A 24167-nucleotide genomic window follows, 5' to 3' on the forward strand; every position below is an offset into this window, starting at 1 on the left:
CTCGCCATTTGAGAACGGCTTTGCGATCGAAATCCGGCTGATCGTTACCGATCTCCAGGGAAGGTTCAAGAACCGCAGAGGTCCCGTTTCTAGGGCATTCGCTTGAAGATCAAAGAAGCATTTGTCCCTCCGAAACCAAAGGAGTTAGACATCACATAGCGCGATTCCATCGCTCTCGGCTGGCTCAACACCAAAGGAAAAGTGCAAGCAGGGTCTTCGGTCTCAAGGTTGGTCATTGGCGGTGCTACTTGATCGCGCAGCGCCAGAACGGACAGACCCGCTTCGAGGCTTCCAGCGCCGCCGAGAAGGTGGCCTGTCATCGACTTCGTCGAACTTACCCAAAGGTCAGGGTTCGCGGAGAAGACCTGCCTGATGGCCGTGGCCTCCGCGCGGTCACCCAGCGGAGTGGACGTGGCGTGAGCATTCAGGTAAGCGATGTCGGACGCGGAGATTCCAGCGTCAGCCAAGGCAAGCTCCATGACTCGGCGGATTCCGCTCCCATCCTCTGGAGGAGCATTGGTGTGGAAGGCGTCCCCATTCGCGGCATAGCCAACGATCTCCGCCAGAATCGACGCATTGCGGGCTTGGGCATGCTCCAGAGTTTCAAGTACAAGGATGCCTGCACCCTCGCCCGTCACAAAGCCGTCCCGACCGATGTCCCAAGGGCGGGACGCGCACTCGGGATCTTCGTTACGCGTCGAGAGGGCCTTCATCGCAGCGAAGCCGGCAATAGAGAGGGGAGTAACGGCGGCCTCGCCGGCACCAGCGAGCATGACGTCTGCCTCGCCACGCTGCAGGATCCGAAACGCCTCTCCGATGTCGTGTGCTCCGGTGGTACAGGCCGTAGCGCAGGTGAGGTTTGGCCCGCGAGCGCCGTGGCGAATCGCGATTTGACCCGCGGCGAGGTTTGCGATCGATGCTGTTATGAAAAAGGGCGAGACCCGGCCTGGACCACCTTCCATGAGCCGAGTGTGCTCGCGCTCGATGACCTCAAAGCCTCCGATACCGCTACCGACGTGCACGCCAACACGGTGTGGATCCTCATCAGCCATAGCGAGCTTGGCATGACGAACAGCCATCTCCGCGGCTGCAATCGCAAACTGGATGAAGCGGCTGGTCTTCTTGATGTCCTTGCGGTCGATGAAGGCCTCAGGCCGAAAGTCCTTCACCTCTCCCGCGATCTTGCATGCGTGGTCTCTTGGGTCGAAGAGTGTGATTTTCTCGATTCCGGAGCGGCCCTGAAGGATGGCGGCCCAGGTCTCTTCCGTGCCGATACCGACGGGACTAATCAGTCCTACACCCGTGACCACCACGCGCCTCTGCTCAACCAACCGCACTTGCATCGATGACTCCTTGATTCTGTGCCTGGCTTAGACCTGGGCAACGCCACCATCAACGAAGAGCTCAATGCCAGCGACAAAGCTCGCATCTGCTGACGCGAGGAAGACGGCGACTCTCGCCACCTCTTCCGCGCGACCGATACGCCCGAGGGGAATGTCCGATCCGAGATGGTCGTGAAATCCTTTCAGATGTTCAGCGTCCGTGACGCCGGCGAGTCCGTTCAGGCCAGGCGTTTCGATGGGACCCGGGCTGATTACGTTGACACGAATCCCGCGATCCTTCAGATCGTTCGTCCAGCCGCGAGCGAAAGACCGCACCGCTGCTTTCGTCGCCGAATAGACGCTGAAGGCAGGCTTGCCCTGCTTAGATTCGATAGACGCGTTGAGAAGGATCGAACCACCGTTGGGGATGAGCGGCAGCGCCTTTTGCACGGTGAAGAGCAGGCCTTTCACGTTTGTGTTGAAGTGCTGGTCAAAATGCTCTTCCGTGATCGAGCCCAGCGGCGAGAAGCTTGCCACACCTGCATTCACGAACAGGATGTCGATGCGGCCCTTCTCCTGCTTCACCCGGGTGAAAAGTGCATCCAGCTCGGCAAGGTTGCTGACATCCGTCCTGATGCCGCGGGAATGTGCTCCGAGGGACTCCACGGCTCTGTCGAGCTCAGCCTGACGCCGCGCGGTGACGTACACGAAGGCACCTTGTTTGATGAATTCCTGTGCCGTCGCGAGGCCGATACCGGAGTTGCCTCCGGTGATGAGTGCGATTTTGCCTTGCAGTTTCCCTGACATCTGCGTTTCTCCTCTACGATTTTTGGTGGCGTATGCCGCTTTACTTGTCTGTGGCCCCCAGAAGCCGCGCCTTGTTCTTCACGAGAAAAGACTCAAAGCTCGTTGGGGGAACACCTGTAAGTTCCTGGACGGCATGCGATACACGTTCGAAGTTGCCGGCTCGGGTATTCGCATCGGTGGTGACGAGCATCGGTGCAAGCTGTGGAGATACGCCACTCGCGACCAACTCGCGTGCAAGGGCGGTATCGTCAACCTGCCGCACCTCAATGGGGCGATCGACTGAGCGGGACAGGGCAGCTGCCAACTCGGCCGCTGACATCGCGTGCGGTCCGGTGATGTCGTAGATCTGGCTGGTTTCTTTGTCGCGCACAAGAGCTGCGGCGGCGGCGCGCGCGACATCGGAGCGCGTCACGTAAGCAATCCTCCCAGCACCTGCTGAGGTCAGCCAGGTGCCGGTCCTCAGCGCAGCGGGGATTAGGCCTAGTTCTACCGGGTTTTCGGCGTACCAAGCGACGCGAAGAATCGTGTAGGAGAGATCGCTCTCCCGTATCGTGGCTTCGGTAGCCACGTGGTCCGAGGAGAACGGAATGGCAGTGCTCGCCTCGGGCTCCGGCATCGAGGTGTAGTGGATGTGGCGAACTCCCGCGCGCTTCGCTGCGTCGATCGCATTCGTGTGCTGCTGAACGCGTCTGCCGGAGAAGAGATCATCTGTCGAGATCAGCAACAGACGATCAGCACCTTGGAATGCCTTGCTCAATGTTTGCGGATCATTGAGATCTGCATGACGTAAATCCACACCAAGGCTTGCATAGGCGCCCAGCTTGTCTGGTGTGCGCGTGGTTGTGATGATGCCCGACACACCCGCATGTAGCAGTTGGTCCAACACCATTTGGCCAAGGCGTCCACTGCCCCCCGTGACTAAGATTCTTGATTGACTCATAACCGTCTTCCTTCTGCCGTATTACAGCTCGGTCAGGCGTGTCATCGTGGGCGGCGCAGCAAGCCGTCCTTCGAGTGCCTTGAAGACTTTCTTCGTGTACTCCTGCTGCATGTGAAAGTCATGGGCGGCTTCCGAACGGAACACTTCGAAGAACACCAGCCGGTTCGGATCGTCCTGCCGAACGGTTTGGTAGAAGACTTCGACGCCCGGTTCGGCGATTGTCAGCGGTAGATTCTCGTTTGCAGCCGCCACAATCAGGTCCCGATACTCCGGCTTCACCGTGGCTTCTACCAACAGAATGACTTTGTTCTCAGGCATGGCTTTCCCTCTCCTGTCGTTTCGCTTACAAGCTCTGGTGGATCTGCTCGATCGGTTTGCGAACCTTCGCCAAATGCGCGTGCTCATCGCCATTGGAGTGAACGCCCACAGCTACCAGCACCGTCGAGCGCAGGAGCCTTGCCGGTAGACCGAGGATCGCGTCGACCTTGTCCGGCACGAAACCTTCCATGGGACTGACATCGATGCCAGCCTCTGCGGCCGCTGACACAAGCACGCCCAATGCGATGTAAGCCTGGCGCTGCGCCCAGATGAGGCGCTGCTCCGGAGCGAAGCTCATGATGAACCCTTTGATCTGGTTTTCGCGAGCCTCAAGAGCTGATCGAGGAACACTGCGCACTGCAGCGGCCAGGTCGATGGAACGCGCAATGGTCCGCTCGTCAACGTCGGTCTCGGCCGCCAGCACGAAGAACAGCGAAGCCTCCGTAACCTGTGGCTGATTGAATGCAGCTTCCGTTCGAATGCGCTCGCGAACGACAGGGTCAGTGACCTGTAGAAGACGGAAGGGCTGCAGATTGAACGACGTGGGCGCAAGCCGCAACGCTTCCAGAAGTATGTCGAGCTGTTCAGGCGAGATGCTCGCGGCAGGGTTGTACTTCTTGACTGCATAACGCTTCTGCAGCGCAGGAATGAGGGACATGTTTTTCTCCAAAGAAGGTTGAGTTTAGAAACGAAACAGGATCTTGCCGCTGCGCTCTGCGGTTTGTGCATGCGCCAGAGCTTCCTGGTATTGCTCGAGCGAGTACGTCTGCTCAACTTGGGCGAAGAGCTTGCCTTCCGCGACGAGCGACGCAAGATGCTGGTAGGTCCACTGCACCTCTGCTCGCGGAGCATTCCGAAGCCACCTGATCAGCCAGAAGCCGTGAAAGCTGAGTCCGCGGAAGTACATATCCACGGGGTCGATCTTGGGGAAGACGCCGGTCTGCAAGCCGTACCCAACACCGACACCGCCATCGCGCACAAACTGCAGAAGCGTTCCGATGGGTTCGCCTCCGAGCGTGTCGAAGGCGACGCTGAGGCGATCGGAACCGAGGGCAGCCTCAATCTGCTGCTTGAGGTCATCGCCCTGCAGCACGACTGCGTCGCCCCCAAAGGCGCGTACGGCATCTGCAGCCTCTTGCCGCCGCACCACGTTCAATGTCTTCAGGCCAGCCAGCTTCGCCAACTGCACGATGTATTGCCCCATGGCTGCGTTTGCGGCGGTCTGGCCAATCCAGTCGCCTGGCATCAGGTGCGTGTATTGCTTCAAAAGGAGGTACGCGGTTGCCGGGTTGATGCCGATCATGGCGAGTTGAACCGGGTCGGCGGATTCGCTCACCTCCACCACGTTTCGGCTGGAAACCACGGTCTGTTCCGCCCACGTCCCTTGCTCGTACGTTGGCAGAATCAGCACCCGCTTTCCGTCCAGAGCACTTGCCGCGTGGCCGGTACCGATTACGCGGCCAACACCTTCCGAACCGACGTTGTACGGGAACTCGGGCCGCACCCCATATTTGCCTTCCACCAGCATGAAGTCGGATCGGTTCATCGGAGCCGATTCCATCTGCACCAGCAGATCGTCCGCGGCAAGCGACGGTGCCGGTGCACTGTCCAGCCTGACTACCTTCGCAGCGTCTCCAAAAGCTGTGAGTTGTAAACGACGCATTGAACTCTCCTTGTGCCGATCGCGGCTGTAATGATCTAATAAGAGAGAGGCATTACATCAGGAGCAGATTCGAACAACCAACAAAGAGATTCAGAAAAGATTTGGAATCGTCTGGAAAGGACAATGAATGGAATCGACGGAGAAGTTGAACAAGTCGATTGAGCGCGTCCTGGCCTTCCTTAATTCGCGTGCTGTGGGCTTTGAGAAGGGCATAGACCAACTGCGCAACGCGGAGGAAGCCTCCCGGTTCTTGGCACCCGCTTTCGGTCAGCAGGCTGTGATCTCCTCCCGTGCCCTGGGAGAGCTCAGACGCTTGAGGCAAGCCCTGCTGGATCTGGTAGCCACAGGATGGCGGGAAGGAGCGGCCGCGGACGCGCTGAATGAAATCGCGTCCCGTTCGCTGTACACCATCGCCTTTCGAGGCGACCAGGAGATTGCCCTTCAGCCTGTTCACGAAGGCGCAGCCTTGAGTGTTCTTATCCGGGACGTTGCCGGTTTGATCGAGGCGGGCCAGTGGAATCGCGTAAAGCATTGCTCGGATGGAGCATGCTCCGCGACCTTCTTCGACCGCAGCAGGAACAGGACGCAGCGCTGGCATTCTTTTGAGATCTGCGGAAACAAGAACAACGTGGCGGCTCACCGGGCCCGCCACGCCTGAAAGGGCGCAGATGAAGCTAGGAAACGAGCCGGTCGAAGCGCAGCAGTTGGCGGATGTGCATGCAGCGCTTATTCAGCAGTTCTTGACCGCAGGTAATTTGCCGTCCATGGATCGCATCGCATCGTCCTTGCAGATCACCGCCCTTGAGTTGACCAAGCGATTGAACGCGCTGGCCGATCTGCACGGCCTCGTCTTGCATCCGCACGCAACGGAACCGTGGGTCGTGCACCCGTTCTCAACGACGCCAACGCTGCATTATGTCGAAGGCAGTTTGCATGGCTGGTGGGCGCCGTGTATTTGGTGCGCCCTGGGCGTTGCGCAACTCGCAGGCGGCGTGGTGCGCATCCATACGCGCATCGGTGCGGAAATCGAGCAGATTGTGGTGGAAGTCAGAAACGGTGTTCCGCTAGATGCCGATGGCATCTTCGTTCACTTCTCGATCCCGCCCCGTCGCGCATGGGCCAACGTTCATCAGCATTGCTCTCTCGTGCTGCCCTTCCGCAGCCACAACGACATCAACCAGTGGTGTGAGCGGCATGGCCAGACATACGGAGAAGCCGTAACTCTGGAGAGGACGGCGGCTCTCGCAAGGCGTTGGTATGGACCCTACGCGCGAGCATCCTGGCGCAAATGGACCGTGGAACAGGCGCGGGAGATCTTCAATGAGTCCGGTCTGACGTCCCCGTTCTGGGAAATCCCGGGGAGAGGGACCTACTGATGTCGTCACTTCTAGCCGACCCCGCCCAGGAAGTGCAGTTGATACGCAACGCTGATGATCGCGCTGCGAACTATCTTCGGCAGATTGGTTATCGCCGCGTCTTTCCGAGCGACGAAAGCCTCGCAGGGCTTGCGGCTTTCGATGAGGCGTTGCCAGAGCACGGGAAAGATCCCGCTGAAGGATTGGCGCTGCTTGACGAAAAAGGCTCGCCCGCGACCGTCGCCACAAACGATCCACGATACTTCGGATTTGTCATTGGAGCAGCACTGCCGGCAGCAGCAGCGGCGGAGCGGCTGATGCTGTCCTGGGATCAGAGCGCGTCACTCTTCCTTGGATCACCCGTAGCCGCGAAGATCGAGAAAGTCGCCGCGAACTGGATTCTGGAGGTTCTCGATCTGCCGCGTGAAAGCGCCGTCGGGTTCGGGACCAGCGCTACCGCCTGTACGCTGGCCTGCATCGCGGCTGCGCGCCGATCTATCCTGGCGCGGCATGGGTGGAACATCGATGATGAGGGCTTGATCGGGGCACCGGAGGTCGAAGTCGTTCTCTGCGAAACGGCCCACATCACCGTCAAGAAAGCTCTCCGCATTCTGGGCTTTGGCATGAAGCGCGTTCACATTGTTCCAGCCGACGCCTATGGAAGACTTGATCCGAGCAAGTTGCCAGCGCTGAACGATCGCACCATCCTCTGCCTGCAGGCGGGCGAGGTGAATACCGGCGAGTTCGACGACTTCCAGCAGATCATCCCCAGAGCCAAAGCTGCAGGAGCTTGGGTCCACGTTGATGGTGCCTTCGGGCTGTGGGCCCGTGCATCCAGCTATGCGCACCTTACTAGTGGGATCGAGCAGGCGGATAGTTGGACGACAGATGGTCACAAGTGGCTCAACACTCCGTACGACTGCGCCATGTCTATCTGCAGAGACCCGAACGCTCTCGCAGGCGCCATGAACAGCGACGCTGTCTACTCCTCCGCGTCCCCTTATGCACAGAAGAATCTCACGCTTGAGTTCTCACGCAGGGCACGGGGTATTCCGGTGTGGGCGGCGCTTCGCAGTCTGGGCAAAACAGGCGTGGCCGAGATGGTGGAGCGTCACTGCTTACTCGCACGTCAAATCGCTGAGGGTCTGACTGAGGCGGGCTACACAGTCCTAAACCGCGTCGTCATCAACCAGGTCTTGGCACGTGCCGCTGATGATGAGGAGACGAAGGCTGTGGTCAAGGCGGCGCAAGAATCGGGAGAAGCGTGGTTCGGTGCGTCGATCTGGAACGGCAAGGCGGCATTTCGGATCAGCGTCTCGTCCTGGCGTACACATGAGCTTCATGCAGAACGCTTGATTACTTTGATGAGAGCAATCAGGCGGTTAGAAGTCCGGATCCGGCCCTGAGCCGTCGAATGAAGTGTGTCATCGATAGTGACATTGCGATCTGTCGTGAGTCGCTCGTATTGACCCTGCAGGAGTCGCAGTCGAACCAATCCGCGTCTTGTGGTCCTTACGCTAAACGCGGGCAAGAGGAAGCTGCACCACGCATCGTGCGCCGGAAGAGGTATTTTTGTCGAAATAGATTCGGCCCCCCGAGCGCTCGACAACGAGTCGCGACACGGCCAGGCCTAGGCCAGCTCCGCTGGCGTTTTCTCGTGGCTGCTCGCTTCCCCTGTAGAAGCGATCAAAGACGGTGTGCTGGGAGCGGAGGCTGTCCTCCGCGCGGCGCAGGCGGCGCAAGCTAATCGCCACCTGATCTCACGCCAGCTTTCGGCCTTGGCTCAGAGCGAGCTGCGCTCCACGCTGGATGTAAATTTCGCCAGCGTACTGGAAAGTGAAGCGGACCTCGCCGTGGTACGAGCGCAGAGCATCGTTGCGCAGCATCGGGCACGGCTTGCCACCGCGGTCGGATCGCAGAGGCCAATCATGGAGTCGCTCGTTGAGCCGTCCGGCAGCGGCGATGCAAGGCCAGGTTCGCCCGATGCCTTGCAGCAACAGGCCCAGGCGCAACGTGCAGATCTGGCGGCGGCACAGGCACAGCAGCAAGCGGCACAGGAGCTCGCCCTTGCGGAAAAGCGCCTGAAGTATCCCACGCTCAATGGCCTGCGCACAGCCCGCCAGATTCCATAGCGGGATCACACGCTGCACGACAACTACGCCGCTGCAGGCTTCAACTTGAACATATCTCTCTTCACGGAAATCTTTTTGCCGCCCGGCGCGCGGAAGCCGAACTGGAATCGACAGCACGGCAGCGCGACGTAGAGCAGGTACACCTGCGGGTGACCGAGCAGGTGCGGGATGCATGGTACCGGGCAGATGAGGCTTACCGTAGCTCGATGTAGCGGCTCGTCTTGTCGTCAGAGCAGGGAAGCGCTGCATCTGGCTTAGGATCGGAACCTTTTCGGACAGCCGTACCACTATTCCCTACCTCGGTGGCTCTCCTCCTAGGTAGAAGACACGCAGCGAAGGGGCTTGGGCGATGAGCGTTGTTAGCCCGGGAAGTTGGAAGCGCGCCGCGACTGGTGGAGCCCAGCCGATCTGGTCACCGCTAAGTGGGTGAGCGTTTTCTTGGGCGACGCCGGTCCGCCTTTGGAAGAGAGAGGGATCTTGTGTTTGCGCGATGGTTGCAGCTGCGAGCTTTCGTAGAGCTCCGTCTCGTTCGGCAAAGAGATCTGTGCCGTTTGCCTGGCCGAACTCCCCGATCATCACCAGGGGAGCAAGCGCATACAGGTGATAGTGCAAAGCCTTGCTGCCGCGGGCCATCTCAAGCGGCAATGTGCCGTCTGGCTGAATCTGTGCAATGCCGTTCCGATATGCTGCGTAGGCCCATTCCAGATCGTTCGGCTCGTTCGTTGCAGCGGCGATAGCGGCCAACTCCATTCCGGCCCAGTACAGGTGATTATTCCCCTGCGTCTTCCGTTGAGCGGCCTGGTCGTACCAGTCGCGTGTAGCTTGTCCTAGCGTCCTTAGCCAAGGGATGATTACCTGCTGCTGCGAAGAAGTCTGCAGCCCGGAGTCACGCACTTTCAGGTAGGCGACGGCGATCGCTCCGGCCAGCCAGCCCTGCACGTAATACGACTGCGCCGAAGACATGCGGCCCGTCATGGCATGCTGCGCCGCGAGAGAGGCGATATAGCCCAGCGTGCATCGGGCGGCGTCGCGTGAGCCGGTGTCGCGATATTCATCTGCCTCCGTCACAATCTGCAGCGCTGCTGACTTCGCCGGCTTTGCTGCTTCGGTGTAGGCCTTCATGCGGACAGGGTCGACGATCGAGTGCGTCGGATCGTCCAGGCGGTAGAAGCCGTCCATGATCAGATCGGGACCTACGGCCGGGAGCGCAGGACAGGAAGCCGCTGCGTCGGTCAGGGTCACGGGACGACCGCTCCACGGAGAGCGAATGGGGCTTTGTGCGCTTGCAAATCCACAAACGATAGCGAAGGCAACAGCAACAGCAGCGCGCTGTTTCAGCATGGTCAGACTCCCCGGAGTTGCGGAAAAAGAAGGCGGAGAGGCAGGAAACCTCTCCGCTGGAGGGAGGCACAGCGAATGCAAGTCAGGAATAGTTGATCCCTGGCCCGCAGACATCGTGTCAGAACGTGAAGCGTCCTTGCAGTTGCAGGTTGCGTGGACTCTGCGCGCTGGTGATCTGGCCAAATCCATTGGATCCCGCACGGAAGTCGGGAACGAATGTGTTGGTTCCGGAAACCTGATCCGCAGCCGCGGTCAGCGATGAGTTGGGCGCATTGAAGTTGGTGTGATTCAGCACGTTGAACGCATCCAGGCGCAACTGCAATTGCAGTTCCTTGTACAGCGGAATTGTCTTGGACACGGAGGCGTCGAACTGCACGATGCCGAACGAGCGCGCTGCATCGCGTGGCATGGTGCCCAAGGACGAGTCTAGAATCCGAGTGCGGTTGCCGTTCACCGTGGCGTAGATGGGACCGCTGGGCGTGAGCGGGTAGGCCTGCGGACCGACGGCTGTGTTATCCACCTTGCGGAAGTAGCGCAACGAAGCACCATCAAAGTACGGCTTTACGATGATGTCTTTCACCTGCCCGTTCGGCCGCTGTTGCGAGACGTTCGGATAGACGTTGTTCTGCGTGATGTTGACCGGCAGGCCCGTTTGCCCGACAAAGGCAGGCGAGATGTTCAGGCCGCGCAGCCACTTCGGTCCGCCTGTCGTGTATTGCAGTGCGATGTTAGCGCGGTGCTTGATGTCGATATTGCTGACTGCGTAGTCCTGCTTCCGGAGGCTGTCGATGCCGGTGTACTGCGCGTTTGCAGTGCCGTTCGGCGCGGAGAAGTTGTAAATGGTGGAGCCATCGTCCAGCGCCTTGGCGTACGTATAGCTGGAGAGGATCTTGAGGCGCGCGTTGAACTGCCGGCGAGCATTCACCTGCAAGGAGTTGTAATTCGACATGCCCACGTGTCGCACGACACTGAATGTCTGTAATGCCGGGAAGGGCTTGACGAGTTGTGTGGCCTGCGTCGTGTTCGCCTGAGTGACCGCGTTTGCCTGCGCAAACGGGACAAGGTTGACCGGGATGTTGTACGGCAGATGGAGCGAGTGGTTGCCAACGTAGTTCACTTCGAGCGTGACGGCCAAAGGCAGCTGCCGCTGGAAGCCCAGGTTCCATTGCTGCACCAGCGGCATGGGCGAGAGCTTGTCGAAGCTGAGGCCGCTGACGGTGTAGGGATTACTGGCGCGTGTCGTGTCAGTAGGCGAGGGGATCGCCGCAAAGGAAGCCGTCAGGTCAGGAGAAAGCGTGAGCGGCAATCCCTGGCTTAGGCTGAAGGCCTGAGGCCTCGCTGTTCCCAGCGCATTCGAGGTCTGCGTCTGGTCATAGCCCGGGAAAGCGATCTGGCCGCCAAGGTTCTGGAAGATCGTTCCATAGAACGTGCCAAAGGCGCCGCGGATGACAGTCTTTTGATCCACGCTGAAGGCAAATCCGACGCGGGGCGACAGGTCCACCTTGGCCGTCTGCACGTTCAGCGATTCGGATGCATTGACGCCGGCACGCAGCAGCAGGCCCGTCGCCGGATCGAAGCGGGAGTACACATTGTTGGCAATTTTGACAGGAGCTTCGTACTCGTAACGCAGGCCGGCATTCACGGTAAAGCGCGGTGTGACCTTCCAGTCATCCTGCATGAAGAAGCCCAGGTTCCAGTTGCGGCGGCCGGTGGGCGGCTGCGGCAATTGGTAATTCGCTGTGCTGATCTTGCCAGTCAGGAAGTCGGCGAGTCCCGTCGTCGGATTACCGCCCGCACCATGATTCGTCTGCGTCCCGTTGAAGTTGATGGAGCCGTTGGGGCTGCCGGAAGGGTTATAGCTGTTGAACTGGTTCTTGCGCAGGGATGCGCCGAAGCGGAAGGTATGCTCGCCCAGCGTCTTGGTGACGGTGAGGTACGGGCTGAACGTGTTCGTGATGTTGATCTGATTCGTGTTGGTGTCGGCACCGATGTTGTTGTAGCCGGTGATGGTGATCTGAGGCGTCTCATCCAGCGGAAGGCTGGCAATGCCGAGTTGCTGGCTGGCGCCCAGACCCGCACCCGGCGGATTGCGACGCACGTCATTGCGGAAGAAGCCCATGTTCAGGTCAGTCACCAGCGTGCTGGTCCACGCGCGCGTGTGCTGAATGGAGCCGATCCATGCGCTCGAGCATGAGCAATCGAAGTTGGTGTTGAGCAGCGGCACCTGATAGACCACCGGGTTCGGCGAGGTGTTCCGGTACCGATACACGTTGAAGCTGAGGCGATCCTTCTCGGTGGCTGCGTAGTCGACGCGGCCCACCAGGCGAAGCTGGTCCGGCGAGGTCGTGTCCTGCTGCACATAGTTGTTGGTGTTGCGGCCGTTCACAGGGTCTGGTGTTCCCGCCACGTTGGGTAAGGGCATGAGCGCCAAGATGCGGACGGCCGCTGGATCCAGACCGGTGGTGATCCGGTTGCCAGCGTAGCGGGGCGTGTTTGTTCCCGGTGCGGTGGCGGAACCGGGTACGTAGATCGGCACCGTCGAAGCCGAGAAGTCGCCGGCACGTTTCGCCGCATCGGGTACGGTCAGCGTGGTCGTCGTGGTAGCGCGCTGGATCTGCCGGTCATAGTTGACGAAGAAGAACAGCTTGTCCCGGCCATTAAAGACCTTGGGGATCCACACCGGGCCGCCCAGCGAACCGCCGAATTGGAAGAAGCGGTTGCGCGGCCTTGGGATCGGTGTACCGTCTGACTGAAGGTTCAGCTTGTTGAAGTAGGTGTTCGCGTTCAACGCCTCGTTGCGCACCAGCGAGTACACCGCGCCGTGAAAGACGTTCGTGCCCGAGCGCGTGTTGGCCGAAAGGACGGCGCCGCTCGTGCGGCCGTACTCGGCAGGCGCGTTCGTCGTCAAGAAGCGGAGTTCGTCGACACCGTCCGGAGAGGGAAGCGTCTGAGGCTGCCCCGTGGAGGCGACGATGGTCGAGACGCCGTTTAGCAGGACCTCTGTGTTCAAGGTGCGGCTGCCATTGATCGAAAGCTGGGCGGTATTGACCGTGGTCGGGTTTCCGCCGGTCGCGACGCCAGGGACAAAAGCGAGAAGGTTCTCGGTATTCCGATTGGCCAGCGGAAGGTTCTGCACCTCAGATGGCGAGATCAAGGTTGAGACGTTCGACGTCGTTCGGTCGAGCTGCTCTCCTTTTGCTGTAACGGTGACCACCTCATCGCTGGCGCCCAGCTCCAGGGTCACGTTTACCGCCGTCACCTGGGAGACGGTGGCGATCACATTATTGATCGTCGTCGTCTTCAGACCGGATGCGGTGACGGTGACCTTATAGCTGCCCGGGAGGACCGAGGGAGCGTTGAAGGTACCGGCACTGTCCGTCTGACCACGAAACACGACAACGTTGGTGTCGTTATTGGTGATGGTGACGTTGGCGTTCGGCACCAAGGCACCGGATGGATCGAGCACCTGACCGCGGACGGTTCCGTTGGTGTTCTGTGCCATGAGGCTGGGCTGCAGGGTCGGAACCACCTGCAGAGCGGCAACTGCCAGACTGGCCGCGAGCAGGCCATTGCGGCTGCGCCGATAGGAATTGATTTGAGTGCTCATACTGCCTCCAAGATGTGGTGCGGATTTCGGAGCTCGCATGCCAGCAGGAGGGGTGCTTGGCCCCTCCCGCGTCTGCCTGGTAGGCGGGCTTTGTTCAACGCCACGTCACAATGCGTGTGGAGGAAGAACAGTGACAAGTTACTCACCGTTTGACACTGAATTGATCCCGTTTGAATCTTTGCCAAACCCATTCGGATCAGCGGCTTAGCTTCATCCAAGCGTGACCGGGCTTCAGGTCAATCGGTTGCCGGAGTGCTCTCACCGAGGCGGCGGTACGGGAGTTCGCTAAGAGCAAGACGCAAATTGCTGAGTTCCGGACAGACCACCCGAGCGATGCCCGAGCATGTGGCAGGCGAGATCCTACCCTTCTCCTAGGTGGAGCGAGCGACCGCAGCAACGCAGCCTCCACCTCCGCAGCCTGGTCGGATCAGGACGCTAGCTGACCCACAGCAGCGGCTGCCGGACCGGGTAGTTGCGGATCACTTCACGATCACTCGGGTCGGGATTCAGTCGCTTCCATGTGTCCAGGTAGTCCGGCCGGTTGCAGGCCAAGCCCGTAAACAGCAGACCCGGTGATCGCACCGGCAGCGCGTCGAAGTGTTGCACGTCATGGGCGTACGGCCAGGAGCTCTTATCCCGCAAGTAAGGGTAGAGCCACGCGGCTGCCCGGCAGGCACCGCGGCCGTCCGGCAGGCTAGCCTGCACCACGTTACGCCCCGGAACGGTCAGCGATTGCGCCAGACACACCGTCACGTCAAAGTTGAAGATCGAGTAGCTGTACGGTTTTGTCCGGGCAAGTTCCAGAGGGAAGGAGCCATCCGGAGCCATCTGCGTCGTCAGCAGCTTGTCCATGTACCACTGGCGGATGCGGTCGCGGATGCCCTCGTCCCGGTTCACACGGGCAAACTCCGCTGCCTGCAAAGCCCAGCAGGTCGCATGGTTGTTCTTGGCGTCGCGCTCCGTCACGCCTTTCTGGCTCGTGTCCATCCACTTCAGGTACTCCCGAAACCAGGTCGTTACGCCTACCCATTCTGCGTCCGGCATGTTGGACTGCAGCAAAACGGCGGATCGTGCGACTTCAACCAGGTGCAGAGTATCGATGATGCCGTAGCTGCGTCCGGTCGAGACCCCGACCACACCTTGCGAATATTCAAGGTTTGGGTTCATGCGCGTATCTGGCGTTACAAACCAGGCACGGAGGTGAGCTCTCGCCGCATCCGCGTAAGCTGCCTTTCCCGTCAGCATCCAGGCCGCGGTCAGTTGTGGTACCAGCAGCGAGAGCCGAACCATGACGTGGCGGTGGCCATCGAAGTTGTCAGGATTGCTCTGGCCGTCCCGATTGATGTAGGGACCGCTCGGGTTCGCGGGGTTGGGCCAGAAATAGTCAGCTTGCGAAAAGTAGTCATGCCGGCCTCCGGGGCTTTTGGCTGAGGGCACATCCACCACCGTCAGCGGCTTCTCAACCAAGGCAGATTCCGCAGCCTTCAGAATGCGCGCGCGATCGACATTCGCAACGAATTGCTTCGGATCAGGCAGGCTGGGGATCGCCGCGACCCAACCCGGAAGACGCGTTGTGCCCACGCCCGCAGCGGCCAGGCCGGATCGCTTCAGCATGTCGCGTCGGGAATGTGTGCCTTGCGCCTTCACAACGTCTCCTTTCGACAGGCGGACGCCTGCAACGGCTCCGCCAAGCTAAGCTTTACTCGTTCCGACGCACTATCGCCAGTGTGAAACCGTTAGTGCGCCGTATTCATGTTTTCTGAGGAAATCAGCTGTTTGGGCCGACGTTACAAACGTCCTCGCGTTCCGCTATGATGCCTCGGTGGTCACGACGCAGCGCCATTGGACGACCTGGAAACCGATCACAGAGGAAGATCGGGCGATCGTCATGGCGGAGCTGCAGGCGGTGCTTGCGCATCCGCAGTTTGCGAACAGCAAACGGTATCCCAGCCTGCTGCGCTACCTGGTCGAGCACACACTCGCAGGCGACGTAGACCACATCAAGGAACGCACGCTGGGTGTCGAAGTGTTCGGGCGACCCGCAACCTACGACACGACGAATGACACCGTGGTTCGCTTCACGGCAAGCGAGGTGCGGCGCCGTCTAAACACCTTCTACTTGCAGAGCGAAGAGCGTCCGATCCAGATCGCACTGCCGGTCGGCTCCTACGTACCTGAATTCCTACGTGACATGTCCGCCGAAGAAGAGCACGCGGTGCAACATGTTCCAGCTCTTCACCCAGCCATAGACAGCAAGCCAGCAGCACCCACTGCGCCTCAGGAAAGTTCGCCTCTAGTTCAGTTGGAGCCGGAGCAATCAGCGGCATATGAGACCACTGCCGCTCACAGGATTTCTCGCTTATCGTCAATCCTCATCACGGTTGCGGTCGCGTTGGCCGTCTGCGGATCTGCAGCTTTCGCGTGGTACCGAATGCACCCGATCGGCGGATCGGCGGTCGACCGCTTCTGGCAGCCGTTTGCCCGAGACAGCCAGAAGCCCTTGCTCATCGTCGGCGGCAATATCTTCTCTGACAACCTCTACTCGGGGACCGAGACGGCGACCTCTGATGTGGACTATCCCTTTGTGTCGATTCAGATCGCGTCGGCCATGACACGGGTCAGCAGCCAGTTGCAGCGCGAGGGCAGCAGCGTGGACGTGAAGGCTGCCAACGGCACCACCCTCAACGATCTTCGGGATCGGCCGTTGATCCTGATCGGCGGCTACAACAATCAATGGACGAAGCGGCTCACAAGCGCGTTGCCGTTGCGGCTGACTCCAGCAGCGGCACCCGCGATTCAAGATTCCGCGCGTCAGGCACAGGTCTGGCAGCGGGATCGAAACCAGCCCTACAACTCGTCCGACGACTACGCCCTGATTGGCCGCTACCGCGACACTACCACGGGCAACATGGTCGCGCTCATCGCGGGCATCGGGCGCAACGGTTCGGAAGCTGCTGCGCAGTTTCTAACGGACGAGCGCCGCATGGGAGATCTTGAGCGGCAGGTAGGAAAGAGCTTTGATCGCGCCAACTTCGAGGCTGTGCTCCGTGTCCAGGTAATCCAGGGCAAGACAGGAGCTCCTACCCTGATCTCTGTACGGTCTTGGTAGGCACTGGGCCTTAGAAGCTGCCGCGAAGCCGTACGGCCTCATCACCTCACTCCTTCTAGTGTCCGAGCGGAGGTCTTGCCAACTACATCGGTGTGACCTGGAAGCGCGTGCTTTACGGAAGCACCTGTGGGCCTCACTCCAGCGTAGAGTGGGCGAGCGGTCGGTCGTCGATGTATACAGTTCGAATGGCCGGCCCCTTGACTCGAGTCAGTTCTATGGGTGCCTCGGGCTTGTGGCGGATGCCGGTCCGTTCATGTTCCAATGCTGGGAAACGTTTCGACTTGATCCTCCAGATCGGAATCGTACTCATCCCTCTACTCGTTTAGTCAGGATTTGGCATGACCTCAGCAGCGCAGAAGGAACTTTGGTTTTGTACGGGCAGTCAGCACTTGTACGGCCCTGGCCCGTTGGGTCAGGTTGCTGAACATTCGCAGGCTATTGCGGCTTCGCTCGATGCGCGATCAGAGATTCCCGCCCGCGTCGTGTTCAAGCCGGTGCTGACCACAGCCGATCAGATTTTGCAGTTGTGTCGCGAGGCGAATAACGCGGAGACCTGCATTGGTCTTGTGCTGTGGATGCACACGTTCTCGCCGGCAAAGATGTGGATTGCCGGTCTGACCGCGTTGCGCAAGCCATTCCTTCACCTCCACACCCAGTTCAACCGCGAACTGCCGTACGCCACCATCGACATGGACTTCATGAACCTGAACCAGGCGGCGCACGGCGACCGCGAGTTTGGCTTCCTGACGGCGCGGCTGCGTCTGCCGCGAAAGGTGGTGGTGGGGTATTGGGAAGACGGCGACACCATTGACGAGATAGGCACATGGACCCGAGCGGCTCTGGGCTGGGGCGAGTCGCAGACGCTGAAGGTTGCGCGCTTTGGCGACAATATGCGGAATGTCGCGGTGACGGAAGGGGACAAGGTTGAAGCACAGAAGGTGTTCGGCTACACCGTTTCCGGTTACGGCATTGGTGATCTGACGGACCGCATGGCGCAGGTCGCGGACCGCGAAGTAGAGACGCTCGTGCAGGAGTATCGGGACAGCTACTCCATCGCGAAGGAACACGACAAGCCAGACGCCCTTGCCGTCGCGGCGCGAATCGAATTGGGCCTGCGCGCCTTCCTCACCGAGGGAGGCTTTGGCGCCTTCACCGACACCTTTGAAGACCTGCACGGTATGGGGCAGCTACCAGGCATCGCAACCCAAAGGCTGATGGCAGATGGGTTTGGTTTCGGCGGCGAAGGCGACTGGAAGACTGCCGCGCTCGTTCGCGTGATGAAGGTAATGGCACAGGGGCTGCCGGGCGGCACCAGCTTCATGGAGGATTACACGTACGATCTTGCGGGACGGGCGAAGGTGCTGGGATCGCACATGCTGGAGATCTGTCCCACAATTGCGGCAGACCGGCCGTCGTTGGAGGTTCATCCATTGGGCATCGGCGGAAAGTCGGATCCGGTGCGGCTTGTATTCACATCGCCTGCAGGTGCGGCCATCGTTGCCAGCGTGGTGGACATGGGCAATCGCTTCCGCATGATCGTCAATGAAGTCGACGTGGTTACACCCGAACAAGCGTTCCCCAAGCTTCCGGTCGCACGGACGCTGTGGCATGCGAAACCGAACCTGAAGGTCGCTGCCGCCGCATGGATCTACGCCGGTGGTGCGCACCACACCGGGTTTTCTCAAGCGCTGACCATGCAGCATATGGAGGACTTCGCGGAGATCGCTGGGATCGAGCTCGTCCGCATCGATGACGAGACCAGATTGCACGAGTTGAGGCGTGAACTTCTCTGGAGTGATGCGGCGTACCGCATCGGAAAGTAGGTACTGTGGCGATCGTTGCCGGCGTTGATTTTGGAACGCTCAGCACGCGGGTGACTCTGCTGGATAGCGAACGCGGCCGGCTTGGCATGGCGCTGGCTTCCTATCCTCTGCAGCGGCGGCGTGACGACCCGGATTACGCAACCCAGTCGCATGAAGACCAGATGGGTGCATTGGTCAAGGCCGTTAAGCAGGTGCTTGCGGATACGGGAGTTGCAGGCGAAGAGATCGCAGCCATTGCTCTGGACACGACGGGATCCTCGGTGATCCCGGTCGATGCAACGATGCAGCCGCTGGACGACTACTACTTGTGGTGTGATCACCGCGCGCTGAAGGAGGCGCAGCAGATTACCGCCGCCGCCCACGTACAGCAAGTGGAAGCGATCGACTGGTGCGGGGGCGTTTATTCGCATGAGTGGGGTTGGGCCAAACTGCTGCACTGGTTGCGCCATAACCCGCAAGAGCGAGATCGATTCGCAAGCGCGTTCGAGCACTGCGACATGGTGGCCGCTACCCTTGCCGGCATCACCCATCCGAAGCAGGTGAAGCGTTCCGCATGTGCCATGGGCCACAAGTGGATGTGGAATCCGAAGTGGGACGGCTACCCTTCCCAGCAGTTCCTATCGTCGCTTGATCCTCTGTTCGACGGCATCCGCGAAAAGATGTCGGGTGATGTACTGACCAGCGATCACCTGGCGGGGCACTTGTCGGAGGCGTGGGCGGGCAAGCTCGGCTTGCGTGCGGGTATCCCGATTCCAGTCGGCGCCTTCGACGCGCACTGGGACGCAATCGGTGCTGGTTGCCGCGAAGGCGACGTGGTCAACGTGGTTGGTACGTCCACTTGCATCATCGCGATGACACGGACCACCCAGCTTGTGCCCGGCGTGTGTGGTGTGGTGCCGGGCTCAGTGCATCCGTCCTTCACGGGGGTTGAAGCAGGACTTTCTGCCGTTGGGGACATCTTTGACGCCATCGCCAAGCGTGCCGGCCGCGACGTGAAGTCGCTGTCGCAAGGTCTGGATGCCTACGCCGCTGGGCAGACCGGCCTTCTGCGTCTGCCATGGGATAACGGCGACCGCACCGTTCTGGTGAAGAGCGAACTGGGCGGTGTTACGCTCGGCTGGAACCTGCTGCACACCGCCCAGGACGAGTTGTTTGCCGCAATCGAGGGAACCGCCCTGCACACCCGGATCATCCTGGAGCGCATGGCAGAGCACGGCGTGCCAACGGAGCGAGTGATCAATGCGGGAGGTATCCCGCAGCAGAATGCGGTACTGAACCAAGTGTATGCGAACGTCTTCAACAAGCCGGTGCTGGTGCCGCAAACGCCGCCCACCAGTATCGGGTCAGGCATCTTTGCTCTGCTTGCAGCCGGCGCCTTCGGGTCCATCGAAGAGGCGCAGCAGAAGATGTGTCCCGACACCCGCACCTTCACCCCGGAACCGGTTGCGGCTGCGCGCTATGAGAGGCTCTACCATCTGTTCCGCTCGGTCTACTTCGGGCTGGGTGATTCGACAGCGGACGCAGTCCCGCTAGGCCACGTTCTTCGGGAGCTTAGGAATCTCGCGGCACAAGCACGCGAGCATGCGTAGGAGAGATCGATGCTGCTGCAGCGTTTGCGGGAAGAGGTGCTCGAGGCCAACCTGGAGCTGGTCAAGCGAGGGCTGGTGCTTTATACTTTCGGCAATGCGTCCGGCGTGGATCGCGACCAGGGCTTAGTTGTGATCAAGCCCTCGGGCGTGGACTATGACAAGCTGAAGCCCGAGCACATGGTTGTTACCGATCTCGAGGGCAACATTGTGGACGGCGAACTTCGGCCGTCCTCTGATCTGGATACACACACGCTGCTGTACCGCGAGTTCACCGGGATCGGCGCAGTCGTTCATACCCATTCGGAGTATGCGACCAGCTTCGCCCAGGCTGGCCTGCCCATTCCGGCCTACGGCACCACGCATGCGGACTACTTCTATGGTCCTGTCCCGGTCACCGAACCGCTGAAAGATGAAGCCATTCAGGGCCGTTATGTTCATGAGACCGGGGCGGCGATTGTGGAGCGTTTTCGGCAGCCCGGCCGCGAGGTCGATCCGCTGGCAATCCCCGCGTGCCTCGTGGCAGGGCATGCGCCGTTTGTGTGGGGCAAAGACGCGCATGATGCTGCGCACAATGCTGTGGTGCTGGAGGCCGTCGCGCGCATGGCATTTCGCACAACGCTGCTGCGGGCAAACTGCGAAGGCGTGTCGCAGGCCTTGCTGGATCGCCACTATTTCCGCAAGCACGGGGCATCCGCGACGTACGGTCAGCGCACCAAGTAGAGGCTGCCGGGAAGCATTCGTCGACCCAAACAAATGAGAGCGGCGCAACTCTTGCTGGTCTCCTGCAAGGGTGCGCCGCTCTCGTTGTTGGCGGACTGCCTGTGGCTCAGGCACTCCGGAGGTTACACGGTATGAATGATGTCAAAGCGATCCAGGTTCATCACCTTGAACCAGGCATGGACGAAGTCGTTCACAAACTTCTGCTGGGAATCCGAGCAGGCATAGACCTCAGCCGTGGCGCGAAGCTGAGCGTTGGAGCCAAAGATGAGGTCGGCGCGTGTTGCCTTCCACTTCACCTCGCCTGACTTCCGCTCGCGACCCTCGAAGGTGTTCTTCTCGCTGTCTGCCGCCTTCCAGACGTACTTCATGTCCAGCAGGTTAACGAAGAAGTCGTTGGTCAGCGTGCCGGGCCGATCGGTGAAGACACCGAAGTTCGTCCCGCCGTAGTTGGTGTTCAGCACTCGTAGTCCGCCGATCAGCACGGTCAGTTCGGGCGCGGTCAGGCGCATCAGCTGAGCCTTGTCCAACAGCGCGACCTCCGCCGGTTCCGGATCGTTGTAGCCGTAGGAGCGGAAGCCATCTACCTTTGGCTCCAGCACCGAGAACGACTCCACATCCGTCTGCTCCTGCGTTGCGTCGGTGCGTCCCGGCGTGAAGGGAACCGTGACCTGGGTTCCTCCATCCTGAGCGGCCTTTTCGATCGCTGCCGCACCCGCGAGGACAATCATGTCAGCCAGCGATATCTTCTTCCCGCCCGTGGCGGAAGCGTTGAACTCCTGCTGCACCTGCTCCAACTTCGCCAGGACGCGGCTCAACTGTTCCGGCTGGTTGATCTTCCAGTCCTTCTGCGGTGCGAGCCGGATACGAGCTCCATTCGCACCACCACGCTTGTCGGAACCGCGGAACGTTGAGGCGGAGGCCCAGGCCGTCGATACCAGCTCCGGCACAGTGAGTCCGGATGCCAGTACCTTCTCCTTCAGCACCTTGATGTCCGCTTCGTCAACCACTGGATGGTCGACAGCGGGCACAACATCCTGCCAAAGCAGATCTTCGCTCGGCACTTCCGGCCCGATGTAGCGGGCCTTCGGGCCCATGTCGCGGTGGGTCAGCTTGAACCAGGCGCGAGCGAACGCATCCGCGAACTTGTCCGGGTTCTCGTAAAAGTCCTGCGAAATCTTCTTGTACACCGGATCCGCAATCAACGCGACGTCCGAAGTCAGCATTCCTGGCTGATGCTTCTTGTTCGGATCGTGAGCGTCGGGCACCGTGTTTGCGCCCTGGTCGCCCTTGGGCTTCCACTGGTGCGCACCGCCCGGGCTCTTGGTAAGCTCCCACTCGTACTTGAACAGGTGCTCGAAGTAGTCGTTGGTCCATTCACGAGGCTTGGTCGTCCAGGTCACTTCCAGGCCGCTGGTGATGGCGTCTCCCGCAATGCCCGTCTTGTACGCACTGGACCAGCCAAGGCCCTGATTCTCGATGGGCGACGCTTCCGGATTGTGATCCAAGTGGTGGCCTGCGCCGGCTCCGTGGGTCTTGCCGAAGGTGTGGCCGCCCGCAATCAGGGCCACCGTCTCTTCGTCGTTCATCGCCATGCGTCCGAAGGTGATGCGGATGTCTCGTGCGGAGGCGGCCGGATCGGGAACGCCTTCAGGACCTTCCGGGTTCACATAGATCAGACCCATGGTGGTCGCCGCGAGCTGTGGATGAAGCTCACGATCGCCGGTGTACCGCTTGTCCGTACCCATCCACGTGTTTTCCGCACCCCAGTTCACATCGTGGTCCGGCTCCCAAACATCGGGTCTACCGCCAGCGAAGCCAAAGGTCTTGAAGCCCATGGTTTCGAGGGCGACGTTGCCGGCCAGAATCAGAAGGTCGGCCCACGAAATCTGCTTACCGTACTTCTGCTTGACCGGCCACAGGAGCCGGCGGGCGCGATCCAGGTTCACGTTGTCGGGCCAGCTGTTCAGAGGTGCAAATCGCTGCTGTCCGCGTCCGCCGCCACCACGACCGTCATAGGTGCGATAGGTGCCTGCTGAGTGCCAAGCCATGCGGATCATCAGTGGACCGTAGTGGCCAAAGTCGGCCGGCCACCAGTCCTGCGAGTTGGTCATCACGTCGGCAAGATCTTTCTTCAGACCCCAGTAGTCAAGCTTCTTGAACTCCTGGACATAATCGAAATCTTCTGCCATCGGGTTGGACAGGCGCGAGTGCTGGTGCAGCAGATCCAACTGAAGATGGTTCGGCCACCAGTCCCGGTTGGTCATGGGCGCGTGGCGCTCCACGGTGTTGCTCGGCGCAGCCCCACTGGCAGCCGCTTTGTGATCAAACGGGCAGCCTGCCTGTCCGGCCACCTGTGCGTTCGGCTCGGACTGTGCCGGTGCCACGTATTCGCTCTGTTCGAAGCCCATCGTTTCTCCTTCTGGTCTCTTCGAGGGCTCCCACAGGGCACACCCGAATCGTCGAGTTCGACTCTAGCACCCGCGATTTCATAGTTCAAATAAGCCACAGGCTTGCGAGGTATAGGCTATGGCTATGGAATTGCACCAGCTCCGATACGCCTGTGCTGTACACGATACGGGCAGCTTCAGCCGCGCGGCCGAGCGTTGTCAGGTGGCGCAGCCATCGCTTTCACAGCAGGTACTCAAGCTGGAAGAGGAACTCGGCACCAAGCTCTTCGACCGCCTCAGCCGCGGCATCCGGCTGACTGAGGCCGGACGCGCTTTTCTGCCGCACGCCCGTTCTGTGCTGGACCATCTGGAATTGGCACGTGCCAGCGTTTCTAATACGGCCGACGTTCGGGGCAATGTGACACTCGGCGCGATCCCGACAATCGCTCCGTACCTGATCCCGCCGTTTACGGTCGCGTTCGCCAAGCAGTACCCAGTGTCGCGGCTGCGGATCGTCGAAGAAACCACGCCAGGTCTCATCGAGAGCTTGAGAAATCTCTCGATCGACTTTGCGCTGCTGTCCTTACCCATCCGGCAGAAAGATTTGGAACTGACCCGGATCCGCACCGAGCGGCTCTTTGTGGCTCTGCCCGAAGCGCATCCGCTCGCCAGTCGTCGCTCCCTTGCGCTGACAGAGCTGCGCGGCGAATCCTTTGTTATGCTGCGCGACGGCCATTGCTTCCGCGATCTAAGCCTGAACCTGTGTGGAAGCGCTCGCGTCACACCGAATATTTCGTTTGAGAGCAGCCAGTTCAGCTCTGTGCTGGGCATGGTTGCCGCGGGCATTGGAATCTCACTCATCCCAGAGATGGCGCTCACTCGAGCGGCTGCCTGCAGGTTTCTTCCGCTGCGCGACAGCACGGCGGTTCGCACCATTATTCTGGCGTCTCTTCGCGGCCGCAGCTTCAATCAGGCGCAGCAAACGTTCGCAACCTGGCTTCAGGCTCGCTCTCGAAGGCGCAAAGAGGTATAGCACCAAACCCGCTTCGAGATG

At 60.3% G+C, this 24167-nt stretch carries 20 protein-coding genes; 9 read left to right on the forward strand and 11 right to left on the reverse strand.

What is annotated here, in order from left to right; all coding sequences use genetic code 11:
* Positions 1–89: 89 nt before the first annotated feature.
* The 6 genes from fabF to OHL12_RS03370 are packed head-to-tail and all read right to left on the reverse strand — an operon-like array spanning position 90 to position 5050.
* Positions 90–1343, reverse strand: a complete 1254-nt coding sequence (fabF, locus tag OHL12_RS03345) for a beta-ketoacyl-ACP synthase II (RefSeq protein WP_263412422.1) — start codon at positions 1341–1343, stop codon at positions 90–92.
* Between the two features lie 27 nt (positions 1344–1370).
* Positions 1371–2129 (reverse strand): SDR family oxidoreductase, encoded by a 759-nt coding sequence (locus OHL12_RS03350; protein ID WP_263412423.1) that lies wholly within the window; start codon positions 2127–2129, stop codon positions 1371–1373.
* Between the two features lie 40 nt (positions 2130–2169).
* The gene (locus OHL12_RS03355) at positions 2170–3069 is read right to left on the reverse strand and encodes an SDR family oxidoreductase (RefSeq protein ID WP_263412424.1); all 900 of its coding nucleotides are present in this window, start codon (positions 3067–3069) and stop codon (positions 2170–2172) included.
* A gap of 21 nt (positions 3070–3090) precedes the next feature.
* Positions 3091–3387: a putative quinol monooxygenase gene (locus OHL12_RS03360; RefSeq protein WP_263412425.1), complete on the reverse strand. Its 297-nt coding sequence runs from the start codon at positions 3385–3387 to the stop codon at positions 3091–3093.
* 25 nt (positions 3388–3412) lie between these two features.
* Positions 3413–4045, reverse strand: a complete 633-nt coding sequence (locus tag OHL12_RS03365) for an NAD(P)H-dependent oxidoreductase (protein WP_263412426.1) — start codon at positions 4043–4045, stop codon at positions 3413–3415.
* A 24-nt stretch (positions 4046–4069) separates the two neighbouring features.
* The gene (locus OHL12_RS03370; protein WP_263412427.1) at positions 4070–5050 is read right to left on the reverse strand and encodes a zinc-dependent alcohol dehydrogenase family protein; all 981 of its coding nucleotides are present in this window, start codon (positions 5048–5050) and stop codon (positions 4070–4072) included.
* 127 nt (positions 5051–5177) lie between these two features.
* Here OHL12_RS03370 and OHL12_RS17365 point away from each other — a divergent pair, with 127 nt between their 5' ends.
* The 3 genes from OHL12_RS17365 (at position 5178) to OHL12_RS03385 (ending at position 7811) form a co-directional block, all read left to right on the forward strand.
* Positions 5178–5708, forward strand: a complete 531-nt coding sequence (locus tag OHL12_RS17365; protein WP_344688095.1) for a CGNR zinc finger domain-containing protein — start codon at positions 5178–5180, stop codon at positions 5706–5708.
* 127 nt (positions 5709–5835) lie between these two features.
* Positions 5836–6426 carry an alkylmercury lyase family protein gene (locus OHL12_RS03380; RefSeq protein WP_263412429.1) on the forward strand — a complete coding sequence of 197 codons (591 nt, stop codon included), beginning with the start codon at positions 5836–5838 and terminating at the stop codon, positions 6424–6426.
* Positions 6426–7811, forward strand: coding sequence for a pyridoxal phosphate-dependent decarboxylase family protein (locus OHL12_RS03385; RefSeq protein WP_263412430.1), 1386 nt, complete (start codon positions 6426–6428; stop codon positions 7809–7811). Before OHL12_RS03380 ends, OHL12_RS03385 begins: the two co-directional genes overlap by 1 nt.
* 111 nt (positions 7812–7922) lie before the next feature.
* Here the strand turns inward: OHL12_RS03385 and OHL12_RS17370 are convergent, their stop codons facing one another.
* Positions 7923–8159, reverse strand: a complete 237-nt coding sequence (locus OHL12_RS17370; RefSeq protein WP_399260544.1) for an ATP-binding protein — start codon at positions 8157–8159, stop codon at positions 7923–7925.
* Between OHL12_RS17370 and OHL12_RS03390 the strand changes: the two genes are divergently transcribed.
* A complete protein-coding gene (locus tag OHL12_RS03390; protein ID WP_263412431.1) occupies positions 8103–8537 on the forward strand; it encodes a hypothetical protein in 435 nt (144 codons plus the stop codon). The two genes, OHL12_RS17370 and OHL12_RS03390, sit on opposite strands and share 57 nt — an antisense overlap.
* A 294-nt stretch (positions 8538–8831) precedes the next feature.
* Here OHL12_RS03390 and OHL12_RS03395 read toward each other — a convergent pair whose 3' ends face one another.
* The 3 genes from OHL12_RS03395 to OHL12_RS03405 all read right to left on the reverse strand — a co-directional run bounded on the left by OHL12_RS03395 (position 8832) and on the right by OHL12_RS03405 (position 15132).
* Entirely contained in the window at positions 8832–9779 is a 948-nt protein-coding gene (locus tag OHL12_RS03395; RefSeq protein WP_263412432.1) for an alginate lyase family protein, read from the reverse strand.
* 217 nt (positions 9780–9996) lie between these two features.
* Positions 9997–13485, reverse strand: coding sequence for a TonB-dependent receptor (locus OHL12_RS03400; RefSeq protein WP_263412433.1), 3489 nt, complete (start codon positions 13483–13485; stop codon positions 9997–9999).
* A gap of 435 nt (positions 13486–13920) precedes the next feature.
* Positions 13921–15132: an alginate lyase family protein gene (locus OHL12_RS03405; RefSeq protein WP_263412434.1), complete on the reverse strand. Its 1212-nt coding sequence runs from the start codon at positions 15130–15132 to the stop codon at positions 13921–13923.
* Positions 15133–15373: 241 nt separating this feature from the next.
* Here OHL12_RS03405 and OHL12_RS03410 point away from each other — a divergent pair, with 241 nt between their 5' ends.
* The 4 genes from OHL12_RS03410 to OHL12_RS03425 all read left to right on the forward strand — a co-directional run bounded on the left by OHL12_RS03410 (position 15374) and on the right by OHL12_RS03425 (position 20726).
* Positions 15374–16594 carry a hypothetical protein gene (locus tag OHL12_RS03410; protein ID WP_263412435.1) on the forward strand — a complete coding sequence of 407 codons (1221 nt, stop codon included), beginning with the start codon at positions 15374–15376 and terminating at the stop codon, positions 16592–16594.
* A gap of 338 nt (positions 16595–16932) precedes the next feature.
* Positions 16933–18417 carry an L-arabinose isomerase gene (gene araA / locus OHL12_RS03415; protein WP_263412436.1) on the forward strand — a complete coding sequence of 495 codons (1485 nt, stop codon included), beginning with the start codon at positions 16933–16935 and terminating at the stop codon, positions 18415–18417.
* A gap of 5 nt (positions 18418–18422) precedes the next feature.
* Positions 18423–20006 (forward strand): ribulokinase, encoded by a 1584-nt coding sequence (locus OHL12_RS03420; RefSeq protein WP_263412437.1) that lies wholly within the window; start codon positions 18423–18425, stop codon positions 20004–20006.
* A gap of 9 nt (positions 20007–20015) precedes the next feature.
* Complete coding sequence (locus tag OHL12_RS03425; protein WP_317889795.1) at positions 20016–20726, forward strand: L-ribulose-5-phosphate 4-epimerase; 711 nt, start codon at positions 20016–20018, stop codon at positions 20724–20726.
* A gap of 122 nt (positions 20727–20848) precedes the next feature.
* On the opposite strand, the gene katG is transcribed toward OHL12_RS03425, so the two are convergent.
* Complete coding sequence (katG, locus tag OHL12_RS03430) at positions 20849–23134, reverse strand: catalase/peroxidase HPI (protein ID WP_399260551.1); 2286 nt, start codon at positions 23132–23134, stop codon at positions 20849–20851.
* Between the two features lie 118 nt (positions 23135–23252).
* Between katG and OHL12_RS03435 the strand changes: the two genes are divergently transcribed.
* On the forward strand, positions 23253–24146 hold the full coding sequence (locus OHL12_RS03435; RefSeq protein ID WP_263412438.1) for a LysR family transcriptional regulator: 894 nt from the start codon (positions 23253–23255) through the stop codon (positions 24144–24146).
* The last annotated feature ends 21 nt before the right edge of the window (positions 24147–24167 follow it).

Origin of the sequence: Terriglobus aquaticus (assembly GCF_025685415.1) — a bacterium.
Taxonomy (GTDB): Bacteria; Acidobacteriota; Terriglobia; order Terriglobales; family Acidobacteriaceae; genus Terriglobus; species Terriglobus aquaticus.

Coding starts and splice junctions, on each gene's coding strand:
- OHL12_RS03435 (WP_263412438.1), top strand. CDS start 23,253: ATGGCTATGGAATTGCACCAGCTCCGATACGCCTGTGCTGTACACGAT.
- araA (WP_263412436.1), top strand. CDS start 16,933: ATGACCTCAGCAGCGCAGAAGGAACTTTGGTTTTGTACGGGCAGTCAG.
- OHL12_RS17365 (WP_344688095.1), top strand. CDS start 5,178: ATGGAATCGACGGAGAAGTTGAACAAGTCGATTGAGCGCGTCCTGGCC.
- OHL12_RS03370 (WP_263412427.1), bottom strand. CDS start 5,050: ATGCGTCGTTTACAACTCACAGCTTTTGGAGACGCTGCGAAGGTAGTC.
- OHL12_RS03360 (WP_263412425.1), bottom strand. CDS start 3,387: ATGCCTGAGAACAAAGTCATTCTGTTGGTAGAAGCCACGGTGAAGCCG.
- OHL12_RS03410 (WP_263412435.1), top strand. CDS start 15,374: ATGGCGGAGCTGCAGGCGGTGCTTGCGCATCCGCAGTTTGCGAACAGC.
- OHL12_RS03365 (WP_263412426.1), bottom strand. CDS start 4,045: ATGTCCCTCATTCCTGCGCTGCAGAAGCGTTATGCAGTCAAGAAGTAC.
- OHL12_RS03425 (WP_317889795.1), top strand. CDS start 20,016: ATGCTGCTGCAGCGTTTGCGGGAAGAGGTGCTCGAGGCCAACCTGGAG.
- OHL12_RS03385 (WP_263412430.1), top strand. CDS start 6,426: ATGTCGTCACTTCTAGCCGACCCCGCCCAGGAAGTGCAGTTGATACGC.
- katG (WP_399260551.1), bottom strand. CDS start 23,134: ATGGGCTTCGAACAGAGCGAATACGTGGCACCGGCACAGTCCGAGCCG.
- OHL12_RS03350 (WP_263412423.1), bottom strand. CDS start 2,129: ATGTCAGGGAAACTGCAAGGCAAAATCGCACTCATCACCGGAGGCAAC.
- fabF (WP_263412422.1), bottom strand. CDS start 1,343: ATGCAAGTGCGGTTGGTTGAGCAGAGGCGCGTGGTGGTCACGGGTGTA.
- OHL12_RS03355 (WP_263412424.1), bottom strand. CDS start 3,069: ATGAGTCAATCAAGAATCTTAGTCACGGGGGGCAGTGGACGCCTTGGC.
- OHL12_RS03400 (WP_263412433.1), bottom strand. CDS start 13,485: ATGAGCACTCAAATCAATTCCTATCGGCGCAGCCGCAATGGCCTGCTC.